17 protein-coding genes are annotated in these 17300 nt (G+C 65.4%); 8 read left to right on the top strand and 9 right to left on the bottom strand.

What is annotated here, in order from left to right:
• Positions 1-19: 19 nt before the first annotated feature.
• A complete protein-coding gene (locus AC1DSJ_RS06760) occupies positions 20-730 on the top strand; it encodes a Crp/Fnr family transcriptional regulator (protein ID WP_175169892.1) in 711 nt (236 codons plus the stop codon).
• On the opposite strand, the gene AC1DSJ_RS06765 is transcribed toward AC1DSJ_RS06760, so the two are convergent.
• Both AC1DSJ_RS06765 and AC1DSJ_RS06770 read right to left on the bottom strand, forming a co-directional pair.
• Positions 727-1470: an aspartate/glutamate racemase family protein gene (locus AC1DSJ_RS06765; RefSeq protein WP_175169893.1), complete on the bottom strand. Its 744-nt coding sequence runs from the start codon at positions 1468-1470 to the stop codon at positions 727-729. The genes AC1DSJ_RS06760 and AC1DSJ_RS06765 overlap by 4 nt on opposite strands.
• Before the next feature lie 16 nt (positions 1471-1486).
• On the bottom strand, positions 1487-1945 hold the full coding sequence (locus tag AC1DSJ_RS06770; protein WP_054422237.1) for a MarR family winged helix-turn-helix transcriptional regulator: 459 nt from the start codon (positions 1943-1945) through the stop codon (positions 1487-1489).
• Between the two features lie 218 nt (positions 1946-2163).
• Between AC1DSJ_RS06770 and aceE the strand changes: the two genes are divergently transcribed.
• Positions 2164-4857, top strand: a complete 2694-nt coding sequence (gene aceE / locus AC1DSJ_RS06775) for a pyruvate dehydrogenase (acetyl-transferring), homodimeric type (protein WP_441371161.1) — start codon at positions 2164-2166, stop codon at positions 4855-4857.
• A 156-nt stretch (positions 4858-5013) separates the two neighbouring features.
• On the opposite strand, the gene AC1DSJ_RS06780 is transcribed toward aceE, so the two are convergent.
• Positions 5014-5637, bottom strand: coding sequence for a LysE family translocator (locus AC1DSJ_RS06780; RefSeq protein ID WP_175169896.1), 624 nt, complete (start codon positions 5635-5637; stop codon positions 5014-5016).
• 174 nt (positions 5638-5811) lie between these two features.
• Here AC1DSJ_RS06780 and gorA point away from each other — a divergent pair, with 174 nt between their 5' ends.
• Complete coding sequence (gene gorA / locus AC1DSJ_RS06785) at positions 5812-7170, top strand: glutathione-disulfide reductase (protein WP_441371162.1); 1359 nt, start codon at positions 5812-5814, stop codon at positions 7168-7170.
• A 156-nt stretch (positions 7171-7326) separates the two neighbouring features.
• On the opposite strand, the gene AC1DSJ_RS06790 is transcribed toward gorA, so the two are convergent.
• Positions 7327-8148: a DUF72 domain-containing protein gene (locus tag AC1DSJ_RS06790; protein WP_054422458.1), complete on the bottom strand. Its 822-nt coding sequence runs from the start codon at positions 8146-8148 to the stop codon at positions 7327-7329.
• 228 nt (positions 8149-8376) lie between these two features.
• On the opposite strand from AC1DSJ_RS06790, the gene AC1DSJ_RS06795 reads away from it, so the two are divergent.
• Complete coding sequence (locus AC1DSJ_RS06795; RefSeq protein ID WP_054422234.1) at positions 8377-9009, top strand: LysE family translocator; 633 nt, start codon at positions 8377-8379, stop codon at positions 9007-9009.
• Positions 9009-9305: a hypothetical protein gene (locus tag AC1DSJ_RS06800; protein ID WP_054422233.1), complete on the top strand. Its 297-nt coding sequence runs from the start codon at positions 9009-9011 to the stop codon at positions 9303-9305. Before AC1DSJ_RS06795 ends, AC1DSJ_RS06800 begins: the two co-directional genes overlap by 1 nt.
• Positions 9306-9434: 129 nt before the next feature.
• On the opposite strand, the gene pdxR is transcribed toward AC1DSJ_RS06800, so the two are convergent.
• Positions 9435-11135 (bottom strand): MocR-like pyridoxine biosynthesis transcription factor PdxR, encoded by a 1701-nt coding sequence (gene pdxR, locus AC1DSJ_RS06805; protein ID WP_441371163.1) that lies wholly within the window; start codon positions 11133-11135, stop codon positions 9435-9437.
• Between the two features lie 123 nt (positions 11136-11258).
• On the opposite strand from pdxR, the gene AC1DSJ_RS06810 reads away from it, so the two are divergent.
• Together AC1DSJ_RS06810 and AC1DSJ_RS06815 are read left to right on the top strand one after the other, a co-directional pair.
• The gene (locus AC1DSJ_RS06810; RefSeq protein ID WP_441371164.1) at positions 11259-11987 is read left to right on the top strand and encodes a GNAT family N-acetyltransferase; all 729 of its coding nucleotides are present in this window, start codon (positions 11259-11261) and stop codon (positions 11985-11987) included.
• Positions 11978-12868 carry a DMT family transporter gene (locus AC1DSJ_RS06815; RefSeq protein WP_054422231.1) on the top strand — a complete coding sequence of 297 codons (891 nt, stop codon included), beginning with the start codon at positions 11978-11980 and terminating at the stop codon, positions 12866-12868. The genes AC1DSJ_RS06810 and AC1DSJ_RS06815 overlap by 10 nt, the downstream gene beginning before the upstream one ends.
• 124 nt (positions 12869-12992) lie before the next feature.
• On the opposite strand, the gene AC1DSJ_RS06820 is transcribed toward AC1DSJ_RS06815, so the two are convergent.
• The 4 genes from AC1DSJ_RS06820 to AC1DSJ_RS06835 form a co-directional block, all read right to left on the bottom strand.
• Complete coding sequence (locus tag AC1DSJ_RS06820) at positions 12993-13898, bottom strand: DMT family transporter (RefSeq protein WP_441371311.1); 906 nt, start codon at positions 13896-13898, stop codon at positions 12993-12995.
• Between the two features lie 68 nt (positions 13899-13966).
• Entirely contained in the window at positions 13967-14302 is a 336-nt protein-coding gene (locus tag AC1DSJ_RS06825; RefSeq protein WP_006226863.1) for a thioredoxin family protein, read from the bottom strand.
• 156 nt (positions 14303-14458) lie between these two features.
• Positions 14459-15733 carry a Zn-dependent hydrolase gene (locus AC1DSJ_RS06830; protein ID WP_175169900.1) on the bottom strand — a complete coding sequence of 425 codons (1275 nt, stop codon included), beginning with the start codon at positions 15731-15733 and terminating at the stop codon, positions 14459-14461.
• Positions 15734-15881: 148 nt separating this feature from the next.
• A complete protein-coding gene (locus tag AC1DSJ_RS06835) occupies positions 15882-16064 on the bottom strand; it encodes a hypothetical protein (protein ID WP_441371165.1) in 183 nt (60 codons plus the stop codon).
• Between the two features lie 100 nt (positions 16065-16164).
• On the opposite strand from AC1DSJ_RS06835, the gene AC1DSJ_RS06840 reads away from it, so the two are divergent.
• Positions 16165-16641 (top strand): hypothetical protein, encoded by a 477-nt coding sequence (locus tag AC1DSJ_RS06840; protein ID WP_342066476.1) that lies wholly within the window; start codon positions 16165-16167, stop codon positions 16639-16641.
• Positions 16642-17300: the final 659 nt, after the last annotated feature.

Genomic DNA, 17300 nt, shown 5'->3' on the forward strand with positions numbered 1-17300 from the left:
TTTTACACGGTTTCCACCCATGTCCGATGTTTTAAACCCTGTTTCCGCCACGGAGCTTGCCCGCCTGTTTCGGGCCTGTGCCTGGTTCGGCGCGCTGGACGCCCGCCACCAGGATCTGGTGCTGGCGACGGCGCGCGCCGAACACGTGGGAAGTGGCGCATGGATCGCGCGGCGCAATGCGCCGTCTGATTACTGGCTGGGCGTGCACACGGGCTTGCTGAAGCTGGCGATCTACAACGAATCGGGACGCAGCTGCACATTTTCCGGCGTGCCGCCGGGCGGCTGGTTTGGCGAAGGCAGCGTCATCAAGCGCGAGCTGCGCAAGTACGACGTGGTGGCGATTCAGCCGTCGCTGGTGATGTCGGTGCCGGCCGCCACCTTTCACGCGTTGCTGGCGGCCAGCCTGCCGTTTTCGCACTTTGTCATCGGCCAATTGAATGACCGCATGGGCGAGTTCATTGCGTCCATCCAGAACCATCGGCTGTTGGATGCGGATGCGCGCGTGGCGCAATCGCTTGCGCAGTTGTTCAACCCGCAGCTGTATCCGTCTACGGACTTGACGCTGGCGATTTCGCAGGAAGAGCTCGGCTATCTGACCGGCCTGTCGCGCCAGCGGGTCAACCAGGCGTTGCAGCTGCTGGCTGACCTGGGCATCCTGGCGCTGGCGTACAACCAGATCAAGGTGATGGACTTGAGCCGGCTGCGCCAATACGGCCTGGACCAGATTTAGCCGCAGTCAGCGAAGGAGTGGGCGCCGGGCAACGCCGAGTTGATGGCCGCCGTGAGCGCCGCGCGCGCCAGCAGCCGGGTGGAATCCAGCGTGGGCAGCTCCGAATTCGTGTCGTTCAACACCAGCGGCAGTTCCGTGCAGCCCAACACCACCGCATCGCAACCGGCATCGCGCAAGTGTTCGATGATGGTTTGCAGCCGCGCCACCGACTCCGGCTTAAACTCGCCATAGACCAGCTCGTCCATGATGATGCGGCCCATCGCGATGCGGTCGTCTTCCGAAGGCCGCACAGCCTCCAGCCCCACCGCGCCCAGTTTTTCCGGGTAGACCTCGCTATCCACCAGCCAGCGCGTGCCCAGAATGCCGATGCGCCGAAACCCGCGCGCCACGGCGTCGGCGGCCACCGCTTCGGCGATGTGCAGCCAGGGCAGCGGCGACGCCGGCAGCACATGGCCCAGCGCCTGATGGATGGTGTTGTCGGGGCAAATCAGGAAATCGGCGCCGGCACGCGCCAGCTTGCCGGCAGACGACAGCATCAGCGCGCCCACGCCGGGCAGGTCGCCTTGATCCAGGCAGACCACGTAGTCGGCCAGTGAATGCGTGTGCAGTGAAATTTCCGGATGCGCGTGCGGCCCCATGCGCGCGGCGCCCTCCGCGCACAGCGTGCGATARCAMAGCGCCGCGCCTTCGGCGGAGCAGGCRACGATGCCAATATGCAGCGGGCGGGCGTGGGAGGTCATTGCGAGAATTCCTGGTTCACATTGTGGGTGGTGCGCTTTTGGCCCGCACGTGGCGGGCGATGTGGCGAAAGCTCTCGGCCATGGCGGCTTGTTGCGCTTCGGGCAATTGCGACAGGAACAGCTCGTCGATGGCGGGGCCGTAAACCTTCCACATTTCGCGCCGCAGAGCGCGGCCCTTGGGCGTCAGCCGCGCATAGGTTGCGCGCCGGTCTTCGTCGGAACGAAAGCGTTCGACCAGGCCAGCCGCTTCAATGCGGTCCATCAGACGCGTCAGGTTGTAGCGCGCGATCACCATGCGTTCGGCCATTTCGAACATGCGCGCCGTGCCATCGGGCGCGCGTTCCAGCGCCCACAGCGCGTCGTACCAGGCCAGCGGCGGCAGGTCGGCGGCCGACAGCCGCTTTTCAATTTCCTCGACGACCAGCGCATGCGCGGTCAGAAAGAGGCTCCACGCGTCAGGCTTGCCCGTGGCCATGCGATCCATTCCTTTTGATTCAGAGGTGCAGCGGCGATTGTAAGAGGCTGGCGTTCGGCCGTCCGCGCAGATTTGTCCTGAAGTAGTTGCACTTGCAATTGTTCAAGAACCTTTTTACGATTGCAATTGCACATTATGCAATTGCAATTCACGATGTGAAATGCGAGCGCCGTTGGACCTGATCCCGGCGCCGCCCACGCACCCGAAGGAGGACGCCCATGGATACCCCGCTCGACCCGATTGACGCTGACCCGATAGCCGCTGACCCGATTGACGCCGACCCGCAGGAAACCCAGGAATGGCTGGAAGCCATGCAGGCCGTGCTGGCGCATGAAGGCCTGCCGCGCACGCACTATCTGCTGGATCAACTGATCAATCAGGACCGCGCCGCCAACGGGCGCTATGCCGCGCCCGGCGTCACGCCCTACGTGAACTCCATTGCCCCGGCCGCGCAGGGCGCGTTCCCGGGTGACGTGGGCATCGAGCTGCGCCTGGACGCCTACCTGCGCTGGAACGCCATGGCCATGGTGCTGCGGGCCGGCAAGACCTCGGGCGTGGGCGGGCACATCGCCACCTACGCATCGGCCACCACGCTGTACGAAACCGGCTACCGCCATTTTTTCCGCGCCGCGACGCCGGAATTTCTGGGCGACATGCTCTACATCCAGGGCCATTCGGCGCCCGGCATCTATGCCCGCGCCTACCTGGAAGGCCGCATCTCGGAAGCCGAGCTTGACCGCTTCCGGCGCGAGATCGGCGGGGGCGGGCTGGCCTCGTATCCGCATCCGCGCACCATGCCGTCGTTCTGGCAGTTTCCGACGGTGTCGATGGGGCTGGGGCCGTTGATGGCGGCGTATCAGGCGCGCTACATGCGCTATCTGGAAGACCGCGAACTGATCCCTGCACAGGGCCGAAAGGTATGGGGCTTTCTGGGTGACGGTGAACAGGATCAGCCTGAAACGCTGGCGGCGGTGGCCATGGCTGGCCGCGAGAAGCTCGACAATCTGATCTTCGTCGTCAACTGCAATCTGCAACGGCTGGATGGGCCGGTGCGCGGCAACGCCAAGATCATCCAGGAACTGGAAAGCGTGTACCGCGGGGCGGGCTGGAACGTCATCAAGGTGATCTGGGGCGCGGGCTGGGATGCGTTGCTTGCCCAAGACCACGACGGCCGCTTGCGCCGCCGGATGATGCAGTGCGTGGACGGCGAATACCAAGTGTTCAAGGCACGCGGCGGCGCTTATGTGCGCGAGCATTTCTTTGGCGCCGACCCGGTGCTGCGCGAACGGGTGGCGCATCTGTCCGACGACGAGATCGGCGCGTTGAACCGCGGCGGGCACGACCCGGCCAAGGTTTACGCGGCCTATGCCTCGGCAGTGGCGCATCGCGGCCAGCCTACGGTCATTCTGGCCAAGACGGTCAAGGGCTACGGCATGGGCGCGGCGGGCGAGGCCGCCAATACCAACCACCAGCAAAAGAAAATGGCCGACCCGGCCGTGCGCGCGTTTCGCGATCGTTTTTCGATTGCCGTGCCTGACGACCAACTGGAACAGATTCCTTACATCAAGCCTGCGCCGGGCAGCGCCGAACAGGCCTACTTCGATGCAGCCATCGCGCGGGCGGGCGGCCATTTGCCGCGCCGCGCGGCGGGCCCCGGCCCCTTGGTCACGCCGTCGCTGGACGCGTTTGCATCGCACCTGAAAGGCAGCGACGGCCGCGAGTTTTCAAGCACGATGGCGTTCGTGCGGGTTTTGGCGCAACTGCTCAAAGACGCCGTGATTGGCCAGCGCGTGGTGCCCATCGTGCCGGATGAGTCGCGCACGTTCGGCATGGACGGCATGTTCCGCCAGGTGGGTATTTATTCGCATGTGGGCCAGCTGTATACGCCACAGGACGCGGACCAGCTAAGCGTCTATCGCGAAGACCGCAAAGGGCAGATCCTGCAAGAAGGCATCAATGAGTCGGGCGCGATGTCGTCATGGATTGCCGCCGCCACCGCGCACAGCACCCATGGCGTGGCCACGATTCCGTTCTACATCTTCTATTCGATGTTCGGTTTCCAGCGCGTGGGTGACCTGGCCTGGGCCGCAGGCGACATCCGCGCACGCGGGTTCCTGTTAGGCGCAACGTCGGGGCGGACCACGCTGGAAGGCGAAGGCTTGCAGCATGACGACGGCCACAGCCAGGTGCTGGCCTCGGTCATTCCGTCGTGCCGCGCGTATGACCCGGCCTACGCCTATGAAATTGCCGTGATCGTGCAGGACGGCATGCGCCGCATGTATCAGGAGCAGGAAGACGTCTTCTACTACCTGACGCTGATCAACGAAAAGACCGCGCACCCGCCCATGCCGGAAGGCGCGCAGGACGGCATCCTGCAAGGCATGTACCGTTTGCGCGAAGGCGCGCCGGGCACGCTGCGGGTGCAACTGTTGGGCAGCGGCGCGATTCTGCGCGAGACCCTGGCCGCGGCCGATTTGCTGCAACAGGATTTTGGCGTGGCCGCCGACGTCTGGAGCGTGACCAGCTATTCGGAGCTGGGCCGTGACGGGCAGGAAGCCGAACGCTGGAACCGTCTGCATCCGCTGGAAGACGCGCGGCGCGGTTACGCCGAAACCGCGTTGTCAGCCAGCAGCGGGCCGGTGGTGGCCGCCACCGACTATATGAAGACGGTGCCTGAACAGATTCGCCCGTTCATGGCCGGGCGGCGGTATGTGACCTTGGGTACCGACGGTTTCGGCCGGTCAGACACGCGGCAGGCGCTGCGCGCGTTCTTCGAGGTAGACCGCCACCACATCGCACTGGCGGCCTTGAAGGCGCTGGCGGATGACGGCTTGATCGACCGGACTCGCGCCGCCGAAGCCATCACCCGTTACGGGATCGACCCTGAAGCGGTGTCGGCGGCGCTGCCGTAACGAGAGGGCAGTGCACTGCCGCCGTGCGGCGGTGCAGTGCGGTGCAGCAGTGCAGCAGTGCAGCAGTGCCGCAATGCAGCAGTGCAGCAATGCAGTCGTGCAGCAATGCAGCCGTGCGGCGATGCGCTGCCCGCCGCGCCGTCCGCGGTTCGCCTTCTACACCCGCCGCGCCAGCATCGCCCAGACGCCGGCGGCTGACAGCATGGCGCCGCCGCCCAGGTTGAAGCCACGCTGCGCGCGGGGCGACGACAGCAAGCGGCGGGCCGATCCGGCAAACACCGCATAGGCCGCGGCGTTGATCCCCGCGCAGGCGACAAACGTGGCCGACAGCATCCAGAGCTGGCGCGTCACGTCGCCTGCCGGGTCGATGAACTGCGGCAGGAAGGCCACGAAGAAAATCATGCCCTTGGGGTTCAGCGCCGTCACCAGATAGGTGTTGGCGAACAGCTTCCAGCGCGAGCCCACGGCTTCCGTCTTGGGCAGGGTGGCGGGGGCCACGCCCGCGCGCAGCAGCTTGAAGCCCAGGTACAGCAGATACAGACCGCCCACGGTTTTCACGACCGTGAACCAGAACGCGGACGCCGCCAGCAGTGCGCCCAGGCCCAGCAGCGACAGCACAAGCGCAGTGGAATCCCCCAGCGCCACGGCCAGCACCAGCGGCAGGCGGGCGCGTTTGCCATGGGTAATGGAATAGCTGATGACGGTAAGGATGGTGGGGCCAGGCAACATCACAAGCAGGGCCGACGCGCCTAAAAAGGCCAGCCAGGTTTCAAGCGACATGAGTGAAACGCTCCGGTGATTGGGGCGGCGTGATGCCACCGTGGCAACGACTGTAGGCCAATCGTCATACCTTGGGAATGCCCGGCGTGACCAATCCGCCACGCCGGGTAGTGTTAAATACGGTTTTCCCGGACAGTGAACGCGGGCCCGCAAGGCGCACGCGAAGGAAACAACATGGCATTCGATTTTGATCTGTTTGTAATCGGCGCGGGCTCGGGCGGCGTGCGCGCGGCCCGCTTTGCGGCAGGCTTTGGCGCCCGCGTGGCCGTGGCGGAAAGCCGTTACCTGGGCGGCACCTGCGTCAACGTGGGTTGCGTGCCCAAGAAGCTGCTGGTCTACGGCGCCCATTACAGCGAAGACTTCGAACAGGCCCACGGTTTTGGCTGGACGACGGGCAAGCCGTCGTTCGATTGGCCCACGCTGATCGCCAACAAGAATCGCGAAATCGAACGTCTTAACGGCATTTACCGCAACTTGCTGGTCAATAGCGGCGTGACGCTGCTGGAAGGCCACGCCCGCATCGTCGACCCGCACACGGTCGAGATCAATGGCCAACGCCACACGGCCGCCAACATCCTGGTGGCAACTGGCGGCTGGCCGCAGGTGCCCGATATCCCCGGCAAGGAACTCGCCATCACGTCCAACGAGGCCTTCTTCCTGAAGGCGCTGCCGCGCCGCGTGCTGGTGGTGGGCGGCGGCTACATCGCCGTGGAATTTGCTTCTATTTTCAATGGCTTGGGCGCGGACGTCGTGCAGGCTTATCGCGGCCCGCTGTTCCTGCGCGGCTTTGACCAGGGCGTGCGCGAACACCTGCGCGACGAGCTCGTGAAGAAGGGCGTCGACTTGCGCTTCTTCACCGACCTGACGCGTATCGACAAGCAGGCCGATGGGTCGCTTGTGGCCACCTTGAAGGACGGCTCCGTCATCGAGACCGACTGCGTGTTCTACGCCACCGGCCGCCGTCCGATGCTGGACAACCTGGGCCTGGAGAACACCGGCGTCAAGCTGAAAGACGACGGCTTTATCGACGTGGATGACGAATACCGCACGGCCGAACCGTCCATTCTGGCCATTGGCGACGTCATCGGCCGCGTGCCGCTGACGCCGGTTGCGCTGGCCGAAGGCATGGCGGTGGCCCGCCGTCTGTTCCGCCCCGAGGAATACCGCAAGGTCGATTACAAGCTGATCCCGACGGCCGTGTTCAGCCTGCCGAACATCGGCACGGTGGGCATGACAACCGAAGAAGCGCGCGAGGCCGGCTACGAGGTCAAGCTGTTCGAAAGCCGCTTCCGTCCCATGAAGCTGACGCTGACCGAATCGCAGGAAAAGACGCTGATGAAGCTGATCGTGGACGCCAAGACCGACCGCGTGTTGGGCGTGCACATGGTCGGCCCGGACGCAGGCGAGATCGTGCAGGGCATTGCCGTGGCGTTGAAGGCCGGCGCCACCAAGCAAGTGTTTGACGACACCATCGGCATCCACCCGACGGCGGCTGAAGAGTTCGTCACGCTGCGCACGCCGGTCGCGCAGTAAGTGGCGTAATCCACCGTGCAATAAGCGGCGCAATCAGCCGTGCAATAAGCGGCGCAATCAACCGTGCAGCAAGCGGCGCAATCCACCGCGCAATAAGCGGCGCCATCAACCGCAGCATCGACGGTGCAATCGCGGCGGCCATGATGGCCGCCGCCGTCACGAAAGCCGTTCAATCATCGCGCGCGCCGCTGCCGGCGCGCGTTCTTTTGCCCCATTGATGAAGAACGCGTACACGTCTTGCGGCCGCGCCGTACCCGATGGCGGCTGGCCGATGCACGGCAAATCCGCCGGATCGGCCCCTCGCGCCCACGTGCGCAGGCGGTCGGCCCAGGCGTCCAGCACCTTGGGCGCGTAACCGGCCTTGAACGTGGTGCTGGCCCGCATCAGGCGCGCGTAGACGAAGTCGGCGGTGCGGTCGGCAATGGACGGAAAGTCTTCACTGTCGGTGTAAACCGTGGCCACGCGGTGTTTTCGCGCCAGCGCCAGATAGTCTTCGCAGGCAAAGCTGGCGTGGCGCACGTCCACCACATGGCGCAGCGGCAAGCCGTCGACCTTGTCTGGCAATAGCTCAAGAAAGGCGCCGAAGTCGGCCGCGTTGAACGTTTTGGTAGGCGCAAATTGCCACACCACCGGCCCCAGCTTCGGGCCGAGTTCGGCGATGCCGCTATGCACGAAGCGGTGGATGGAATCTTTGGCGCCCGCCAGTTCGCGGCGGTTGGTCGCGTAGCGCGACGCCTTCAACGAAAAGACGAATCCGTCAGGCGTTTCGTCGCGCCATTTGGCGAACGTGGCCGGCTTCTGCGTGCTGTAGTAGGTGCCATTGATTTCGATGGCGCTGAGCTGCTGGCTGGCGTATTCCAGCTCCCGAGCGTGGGGCAGGCCTTCGGGATAGAACGGGCCGCGCCAGGGGGCAAACGTCCAGCCGCCGATGCCGACGCGGATGATGGGGGAAACGTTGGGCCGATGACGATGCGGCATGTCCAGGCGCTCCATGCAGACGAACGAACCGGTTCACTGTATTCCTGTGCAGAGGCGGGCGTAAAGCCCACGCCGCGGGATTCGCACCGCTTGATCCGGGGTTTGTCGTAGCGGTGATACGGACCGTTGGCCGTTGCCGCCGTGCACAAAAAAACACCTGTTTCGATACAGTTTTGCGATAACGTGTGCGAATCTCTTCCGATATCGCCCGGCGCGCGCCGGCTCATCATGCCCGATCTGACTCATCTGCTGACGTTCGCCCTGGTTGCGCTGGGCATGGTGCTCACCCCCGGGCCCAACATGATTTACCTGGTGTCCCGTTCCATCTCGCAAGGCCCGCAGGCTGGCTTGATTTCCCTGGGGGGCGTGGCGGTTGGCTTCATCTTCTATGTGTGTTGCGCGGCGTTCGGCATCACGGCGCTGCTGCTGACCGTGCCGGTGGCCTATGACGCGCTGCGTATCGGCGGCGCGCTGTATCTGCTGTACATGGCGTGGCAGGCGATCCGGCCCGGCGGCCGCTCGCCGTTCCAAGTGCGCGAACTGCCCAAGAGCAGCCCGCGCACGTTGTTCACGATGGGGCTGGTGACCAATCTGCTGAACCCGAAGATCGCCGTCATGTATGTGTCGTTGCTGCCGCAATTCATTCAGCCTGATCATGGCAGCGTCTTCACGCAGTCGCTTGTGCTGGGCATGACGCAGGTTGCCGTCAGCCTGTCGGTGAATGCCGTTATCGCCATCACCGCCGGCTCCATCGCCGGTTTCCTGGCGGGCCGCCCCTTGTGGATGGTGATTCAGCGCTGGCTGATGGGCACCGTGCTGGCCGGTCTGGCCGTGCGCATGATCATGGACACGCGCCGCTGATGCCGAAAGAAGACGGTTTCTTTGCATCGCTGGGCGTCATGCTCGGCGAGGCCCTGCGCGCCATCGTCGCGGGCATCAAGTGGTTGCTGGGCGGCCTGGGCGGCGCGTTGGGCGACTTCTATTCCGGCTTGTCCAAGGCAATGGGCATGAGCCCGTCGCTATTCAACTTTGTGCTGCTGGTGCTGGGGCTGATGTTCCTGTGGGCGGCCGTCAAGGCATTGCTGCGCCGCTCCATCGTGGGCTTTCTGTTCTGGCTCGTGCTGGCCGTGCTGGTGCTGGGCGGGCTGGTCGATTAGGACCGGCAGCCGGCGTTCGCGACGGCCGAGTCGATTAGGACCGGCAGCTGGCGTTCGCGACGGCCGAGCCGATTCGGACTGGCAGCCGGCGTTCGCGACGGCCGAGTTGATTCCGACTGGCAAGGGCGCTCAGGCCGTTCTCCGCGCCTGACGCGCCACGTCACCCAGCCGCTTGATCAAGGCAGGAAAGCGGTCGGCGCTGGTGTTGCCATAGCCGATCACCACGCCGTTATCTTCGGGCCGTGGCGTCACGGCGAACGACGACAGCGAACTGGGGTTCATGCCCAGCTTGCGCGCGTCGTCCACAATGCGCTGATCGGGAAATTCAGGCGGCAAACGCACCGTCAGATGCAGCCCGCTATGCCCGCCCAATACCTCATGCTCCACGCCCAAGTGCGCCGCCAATGCGTCGCGCAGCGCCGTCTGGCGCTGGCGGTACAAACGGCGCATGCGGCCCAGGTGGCGTGAGAACTGCCCGTTCTCAATGAAGGCGGCCATCGTCAGCTGCTCCAGCCGATGGCCGCCGCGCAGCATCTCGATGATGGACGGCATTGCGGGCTTGGCGATGGCTTCGGGCAGCACCAGAAAGCCCAGTCGCAGAGCGGGGAACATCGTCTTGCTGAAGGTGCCCACGTACAGCACGGGCGCGTCCGGCAGCAGGCCCTGCATGGCCGCGATGGGTTCGCCTTGATGGCGGAATTCGCTGTCGTAATCGTCTTCGATAATCCACGCGCCCGCCTGCCGCGCACGTTCCAGCAATTCCAGCCGGCGCGCCACCGACAGCACCGCGCCCGTCGGATATTGATGCGTGGGCGTGGTCTGGATCAGGCGCGGCGGGTTCGACAGCCACGCGTCAGCCGGGATGGCAATGCCGTCGGCATCCACCCGCATGGCCACCACGTTCAGGTCGCCGGCATTGAAGGCGGACTTGGCGCCCCGATAGCCGGGTTCTTCGAGCCAGGCCGTGTCGCCCGGGTTGGTCAGCAACTGCACGCAGAGCGCCAGCGCCCCTTGCGCGCCTTCGGTGATGATGATGCGCGAGGCATCGCAATGCACGCCGCGCGACACGCGCAGGTATTGGGCGATGGCTTCGCGCAAGGCGGGTTCGCCGATGGGATGGCCGTAGCCCAAGGTGGCTGCGGGTGCGGCTTGCAGGGCGCGGTCTTGCGCGCGGCGCCACGCGTTGATGGGAAACTGGGTCAGCGCGGGCGTGCCGGGCGTCATCGGCAGGGAACTGTCAACGGGTGAACGCGTGGAGACGATGCGGGACAGCCGGGTGGCGGTCGCCAGCGCGTTCGCGGCTGGCGGCGATGAGGAGTCGGGCGTGCGGGCGGCGCGGGCGGCACGACCCGCGGGTTCGCGGGCGGCGGACAACGCGGCGGTCGATACCGCGGCGGTCGATACCGCGGCGGTCGTCACCGCGGCGGTCGATACCGAGGGGGTGGACAACGCCGCGGTGGACAACGCGGCGGTCGACACCGCGCCGGTCGTCACCGCTGCGGCCGACAAGGGCGCGGCCGACAACGCCGCAACCCGTGTTCCTTGCCGGTCGGCGATGACGTAGCCTTCGGCCGTCAACTGCTCGTAGGCAATCAGCACGGTGTTGCGGGAAATCTCCAGGTCTTCGGATAGCGCGCGGGACGAGGGCAGCTTGCCGCCCGCAGGCAATTGGCCGGCCAGGATGGCCTGCTTGAGCCGCTGGATCAACTGGCGCTGGCGTGGCGGCGCGCCGGGGCCGCGCTGCAATGGGCTGGAAAGCAGGGGGCTGGACCGCAGTGGGCTCGCAAGCGCAGCAGGGTCGGCAGGATGGCCCGGGGGTGAGGGTGTCATGGCCCTATTAAATTCAGTCGTCGTGGTGCTTTTTATGATGCCACGATTCCGATATCGTGAGGCCATGCGTGTTGCGTCCGCCACGGCCGGCGGCGCGCGCTAACCAGGATGAGGCTCCGTCGCATGCAACCCCGCGTCAATGCATTTCAACAACCGATTGGCCCCGATCTACCCGGCTGGACCCCGCGCGCGCGTCCGCCGCTGACCCCCGCCGTGGGCCGGTATTGCCGGCTGGAACCCTTGTCCGCCGAGCGCCACGCGGCTGACTTGTACCAAGCGTTCAGCCAGGCGCCGGACGATAGCGACTGGACTTACATGGGCGTCGGCCCCTTTGCCGACGAGGCCGCGTACCGCGCGTTCGCCGAGTCCGCTCAAGCGGGCAACGACCCGCTGCACCACGCCATCATCGATCTGGAAACCGGGCGCGCCATTGGCACGCTGGCGCTGATGCGCATTGACCCGGCCAACGGTGTCATCGAAGTCGGCTTCGTGTCATTTTCGCGCCAGCTCAAGCGCACCCGCATCGCCACCGAAGCGCAATTTTTGCTGATGCAGCGCGCGTTCGATGAACTGGGCTACCGCCGCTACGAATGGAAATGCGACAGTCTGAACGCGCCGTCGCGCAAGGCGGCGGCACGGCTGGGCTTTCAGTTTGAAGGTGTGTTCCGCCAAGCCACGGTCTACAAGGGCCGCAGCCGCGACACGGCGTGGTTTTCGATCATCGACACCGAATGGCCCGCGCTGCGCGCCGCCTACCAACGCTGGCTGAGCCCCGAGAATTTCGATGCCGAAGGCAATCAGCGCGTGGGTCTGGCTGAACTGGCCGCCAAGGAAAAGGCCGCGTGCGCCTGATCCCGGTTGCGCTCGCCCTGTTCTGGGGGCTGAACTGGCCGGCGGTGAAGATCATCCTGTCGATCTTCCCGCCGTTTACGTTGCGGCTGCTGGGCCTGGGCAGCGGCGCCGTGCTGCTGTTGTTGCTGGCGGGCGCGAAGCGGGTGGCCTTGTTGCCACCCCGCGCGTCGTGGCCCGGCATTATCGTCGGCGGCGTGCTTGCCGTGGCGGTGTTCAACCTGGCGGTGGCCTGGGCGCAGCTCAGCACCAGCACGTCGCGCGCGGCGGTGCTGACGTTCACCATGCCCATGATGTCGGCACTGCTGGCCTGGGCCGTGCTGGGCGAACGCCTGGACCGGCGGCGCGCGCTGGCGTTGCTGCTGGGCGCGATGGGCGTGGCGATTCTGGCGTGGCCGGTGCTGCAGGCGGTCTTCGGCGAACATGACCCGGCAGCCGCCAAGGGGCTGGTGTTTCCGCTGGTGGCGGCATTTGGCTGGGCGGCTGGCACCGTCTATCTGAAGCGCTGGCCGGTGGCGGGCAACCGCATCGTCATCACGGCATGGCAATTGGTTGTGGGCGCCACCTGCGCGCTGGCGGGCATGCTGATCGCGGGCGAATCGTTTCCCACGCAGGGCTGGAATGGACGGGTCGTGGCGGCGCTGGCGTTCCACATCATCTTGGGAACGGCGGTGGCGTATTGGCTGTGGTTCGTGCTGAGCGAACGCGTCAGCGCGACGGTTGCCGCGTTGACGACGCTGATGGTGCCCGTGGTGGGCGTGCTGGGTGCGATGGCCTTGGTAGGCGACCGGCCCGGCGCAGCGGATTGGTGGGGGTTTGCGCTGGTGTTGGCCGGCGCGGCGTTGATTGTGTTGAACCTTGGGGCGGTGCAAAAACGCGCCTGAGGTGGGTTTGACCCGGGTCCGCTGCGGGCCTGACGCGGCGGTTGCCTCTGGCCTGAAGCGGGCCTGCCTCGGGTCTGAAGCGGGTCTCGCCTCGGGCCTGAAGCAAGCCCGAGGGATATCCACTTCACCGCCTGCGCAGCTTCTCGCGCAGCAAGCCCGCGCCGCTGACCAGTGTGATCCCCGCCAGCACCATGACCGCGCCCAGCACGAAATGGCGGTCCAGCGGTTCGTCCAGAATCAGCACGCCAAAGCTCACGCCAAACAACGGTGTCATGAACGACAGGATCGACAGGCGCGACGCCAGATACCGGCGCAGCAGCCAGAACCACGCCAGATAGCTCGACAGCGCCACCACCACCGACTGAAACGCCACGCTGAGCACGGCGGCCTGCGTGTAGCGGATGCCGTGCTGGCCCGTGAAGGCCGCGTAGGCTAGAAGCACCACCGAGGCCACGGCCATTTGATAGAACAAGGTCTTCGACGGCGCGGCTTCCGACAGCGAGGTCTTGCGGATGGCGACCGTGGTTGCGCCCCACAGCAAACCCGCCGCCAAGCCCATGGCGTCGCCCAGCAGCATGTTGATGCCGGCCGCCGCAGTGCTGCCCGCCACAGTGCCGCCCGCCGCATCACTGCCTCCGCCCAGGAACGCCACCCCAATTCCCCCGAACGCCACCGCCACGCCCAGCCATTGCAACGGCTGCATGCGCTCTTCGGGCAGCAGCCAATGCAGCCCCAGCGCGGCGAAGATGGGCGCGGTGTACAAGAACACCGACATATGCGAGGCCGTCGTGTACAGCAACCCCTGCGCCACAAACAGGAATTCGCCCGCGAACAGCAGGCCCACGATCAGGCCGGGCAGGGCAGTGCCGTCGCGGAACGCGCGTCCGCCTTCCGCGCGGCCCACCACCACCGCCAGCACCAGCGCCGCGAACGTCGAACGCAGGCCAATCTGCATGATCGGCGCGATGTCGCCCGCGACGAGCTTGATGGCGATCTGTTGAAAGCCCCAGCACACGCACAGCGCCAGCATGCCGGCGGTGGCCAGCGTGTCCAGCGGCAGACGCAGCGGTTTGGAGGAGGGGGCTGAGAGCGGCGCGCTCACGGCAGTTCGGCGGGGTAGCTGTCCAGCGCCAGGCCGATCTGCTGCCGAAGATCCCATTCGGCAAGCGTCGATTGCACCGGACCAAAGAAAGCGCCGTCGCGCGTGACGAACATGGCGGGCAGGTGGAAGACTTCGTAGCGTTCCACCAGGCCGCGGTTGTCGCCTGCATCCACCCAGCAAACGCGTTCGACGGGTAATTCCAGCGCAGGCAATTGCTCACGCGCGATGCGGCAGGTGCCGCAGGTGCGGCTGTGAAAGACCAGCAGCGTCAGGCCGGGGGCGTCCAGCAGGAAGCGGTCGGCGGTGCTGTCGTTGAGTTCTATCTGTTCCATGGGCGGCAAGATTACGTGCGGTGGGCGCCGGGCGAACCCTGCGCAAGGCGTCCATTATGGCAGCGCACCGCCTGCCGCCCGGCGATAACCGCAGCGGCGGCAGGGGTCTGCCGATATCGGGGCTGCCGAAGCCGGTCTGCCAGCAACAAGCCGGCCTCAGTTGCCGCGCAGCACGCGGTCAAGCTCCAGCACCGATTGATACAGCACGCGCGTGCCGTCCAGCAACTGCGCCGGTTCAATCCACTCTTCCGGGCAATGGCTGCGGCCGTTCAGGCAGGGGATGAAGATCATGCCGATGGGGCCGGTGGGCGCCATGTACACCGCGTCGTGGCCCGCGCCGCTGGGCAGGCGCATGGACGCGTAACCCAACTGGTCGGCGGCGGCCTTCACCGCGTCCATCACCAGTGGCGAACAGTCGGTGGGCTGGGCGCGGCTCAGCTGCGAGAAGTGAGCCGTCAGGCGCAGCGCCTTCAGGTCGTCGGCCACGCCCGCCATCAGCGTTTCGGGAAAGGCGTCCAGCACGGCATTGCTGTCGCTGCGCATTTCAAGCGTCAGCTCGACGCGGCCCGGCACCGCGTTGGCGGCGTTGGGCGTCATCGACAAACGGCCCACCGTGGCCACCACGTAATGCGGATTGCCGCTGGCCGCGCTGGCCTGGCGGCTGGCGGCATCAATAATGCGCGCCGCGCCCACCAGCGCATCGCGCCGGATATCCATGGGCGTGGTGCCCGCGTGGTCGGGCTGGCCTTCCACCACAATCAGCACGCGGCGGATGCCGACGATGTTGGTGACCACACCAATCGGCAGCCCACGGCTTTCCAGCACGGGGCCTTGTTCGATATGCAGTTCAACGAACGCCGCCGTGTCGCCCGCGCGGCGCAGCGGCGCACTCAGCGCGGCCGGGTCGCCGCCGATGCGGGCGATGCCTTCGGCCAGCGTTTCGCCTTCCGGGTTGCGAGCGGCCAGCATGTCGGCCGAGAGCTGGCCGCACAGCGCGCGGCTGCCCACGCACGAGATCCCGTAGTCGCTGGGCTCTTCAGACAGGAAGTCGATGACTTCAAACGGATGGTCCAGTTCGATGCCGTGTTCCTGCATCGTGTGCGCAACTTCAATACCCGCCAACACGCCGATGATGCCGTCAAAACGGCCGCCTGCCATGACGGTGTCGCAGTGCGAGCCGGTGGCGATGGGTTTGCCGCCCGGGTTGCGGCCGGCGCGCGTGCCGACCAGATTGCCGCCCGCATCCAGGCGCGTGGTCAGGCCCGCCGCTTCAAACTCGCTGCGCAGCCAGGCGCGCGCGTCGTTGAACAGCGGCGAAAACGCGCGGCGCGTCCAGGGGACGTCGGGCAGGGTGAAGCGGGACAGGGTTTCAACGCGGGCCCAGAGGCGTTCGGCATTGAGAGGGGGAAAAGCGGGGGAGGGGTGCGGCATGAGAATTCCTGAACGATGCGCCAGGGATTATGTCATGACGAACTTCCGGTCTGGGCTGCGTTGCGGACGTCACGGTATCCCGCGTGCAAATGGCGCATGACGTCACGCTGACGCAAGGCGCTGGCGTCAGCGTTCATGTCTGCTCGATTCAGCGCATGATGCCGCTGCCGGACATCAATGCCAACTGCGTACCGCTGATCTTGCCTTCCTCCAATTGCCGCACCGCCTCGATTTTGAACTCTCGGCTGTGGTGCTGGCGCTTGGCATCGCTCGGCTTGGCTTCGGGTTTGGATTTGGATTTGGATTTGGGTTTGGGTTTGGATTTATCCATGGGACACCTCCTTCAAGTATTGCCTACGTCTTAGGGTGTCCGGAAAACCCGGGTTCGCTAAGACTGAAATATCATAGATAGCTCATCCGAGGAAACCGACATGACATCGCAACAACGCTTCCTGGATCATCTCGCCGCTCATGGCTGGACGGTGCTGCGGACCACGCCCACCTCGACGCCAGCGGCCGCGCCGGGCGAGGCGTACGGCTATGACGCTTTCTTGGCGACATTCACCGAATTGCACAACGCAAACCAGACACGCTGGTTCTTGAGTGCAGCCGACCATGACTGCACGGCGGACAGCGCCTTTCCCTGGCACACCCTGCGCGATATCAGCCTGGAGGCCGCGCTGGACGACGCCGGCCGGCAGGCGGTCCTGGACTTCTGGCAACAGCACACGCCGATCTACATGAGCGTTGCCGGCGATTACGAATTCCTGGCGATAGAACGCGACTCGGGCCGCATCGTGCACGGCATCGAGCCGGAATTCGAGGACACCCGCGACGTCGCCCCGAATCTCGCGGCCCTGTTCGAAGACATGATTGCGGGCCGCGCCATGGCGGCGCTACTGACGTAACGTCGTATGCAACAGCCTACGCAGCCCCATATGCCGCCCGATCTCAAGGCGTATACCCACGACGATATTCCGGCTCAGGAAACTGGGTTGGACTGTGCAACCGCCGACGTCTTCCGGCCCGTTGCTGCCGTTGAAACTTCGTCGAGCAAACGCTGATTCGTAGCGGATGATCCTGCGGCATGTTGCTTGACGCGCTACTTCTTCGCGAGAAACGCCGCCACTAAGGCGTTTGCGTGACCGAGACCAATCTGGTGCTGTCCCCAACGCCTACGCGGCCATTGGCGCGTCACGGGTTCGTGCATCCCGTTGATTGGCTGGCTGCCCAGTGCCGCACCCCCCCCGAATCTCCACATGGGTGGGATTTGTTCTACTGATGGCGCCTACGACTTTAGTCTGATGCGGGTCTCGCCAGATGCTGGTCCAATCGGCCCCTATTTCTTTTGAATGTCCCCTAGGCATCCACGACTTGCCATCCATCTTCGGTGGCCTGTGGGGTGGCGCTTGGCGGGGCAGTCAAAGAAGCATCTAGGCATTTATTGCCAGGTCGACCATAAGATCTATTCGAAGAGTGGCCCCCCGGTTTGGAAACACGGCTTACCTATAGGCATCGCGTGTCACACCACCGTGTGAGCATTCGCGACGTATGAGCGACCTGCAAT

The organism is Achromobacter sp. 01N37 (assembly GCF_056399725.1).

Excerpts from the sequence above, each read along its gene's own strand:
- AC1DSJ_RS06760 (WP_175169892.1), top strand. The coding sequence starts at position 20 with ATGTCCGATGTTTTAAACCCTGTTTCCGCCACGGAGCTTGCCCGCCTG.
- AC1DSJ_RS06770 (WP_054422237.1), bottom strand. The coding sequence starts at position 1,945 with ATGGCCACGGGCAAGCCTGACGCGTGGAGCCTCTTTCTGACCGCGCAT.
- aceE (WP_441371161.1), top strand. The coding sequence starts at position 2,164 with ATGGATACCCCGCTCGACCCGATTGACGCTGACCCGATAGCCGCTGAC.
- AC1DSJ_RS06780 (WP_175169896.1), bottom strand. The coding sequence starts at position 5,637 with ATGTCGCTTGAAACCTGGCTGGCCTTTTTAGGCGCGTCGGCCCTGCTT.
- gorA (WP_441371162.1), top strand. The coding sequence starts at position 5,812 with ATGGCATTCGATTTTGATCTGTTTGTAATCGGCGCGGGCTCGGGCGGC.
- AC1DSJ_RS06790 (WP_054422458.1), bottom strand. The coding sequence starts at position 8,148 with ATGCCGCATCGTCATCGGCCCAACGTTTCCCCCATCATCCGCGTCGGC.
- AC1DSJ_RS06795 (WP_054422234.1), top strand. The coding sequence starts at position 8,377 with ATGCCCGATCTGACTCATCTGCTGACGTTCGCCCTGGTTGCGCTGGGC.
- AC1DSJ_RS06800 (WP_054422233.1), top strand. The coding sequence starts at position 9,009 with ATGCCGAAAGAAGACGGTTTCTTTGCATCGCTGGGCGTCATGCTCGGC.
- pdxR (WP_441371163.1), bottom strand. The coding sequence starts at position 11,135 with ATGACACCCTCACCCCCGGGCCATCCTGCCGACCCTGCTGCGCTTGCG.
- AC1DSJ_RS06810 (WP_441371164.1), top strand. The coding sequence starts at position 11,259 with ATGCAACCCCGCGTCAATGCATTTCAACAACCGATTGGCCCCGATCTA.
- AC1DSJ_RS06820 (WP_441371311.1), bottom strand. The coding sequence starts at position 13,898 with ATGCTGGCGCTGTGCGTGTGCTGGGGCTTTCAACAGATCGCCATCAAG.
- AC1DSJ_RS06825 (WP_006226863.1), bottom strand. The coding sequence starts at position 14,302 with ATGGAACAGATAGAACTCAACGACAGCACCGCCGACCGCTTCCTGCTG.
- AC1DSJ_RS06830 (WP_175169900.1), bottom strand. The coding sequence starts at position 15,733 with ATGCCGCACCCCTCCCCCGCTTTTCCCCCTCTCAATGCCGAACGCCTC.
- AC1DSJ_RS06835 (WP_441371165.1), bottom strand. The coding sequence starts at position 16,064 with ATGGATAAATCCAAACCCAAACCCAAATCCAAATCCAAATCCAAACCC.
- AC1DSJ_RS06840 (WP_342066476.1), top strand. The coding sequence starts at position 16,165 with ATGACATCGCAACAACGCTTCCTGGATCATCTCGCCGCTCATGGCTGG.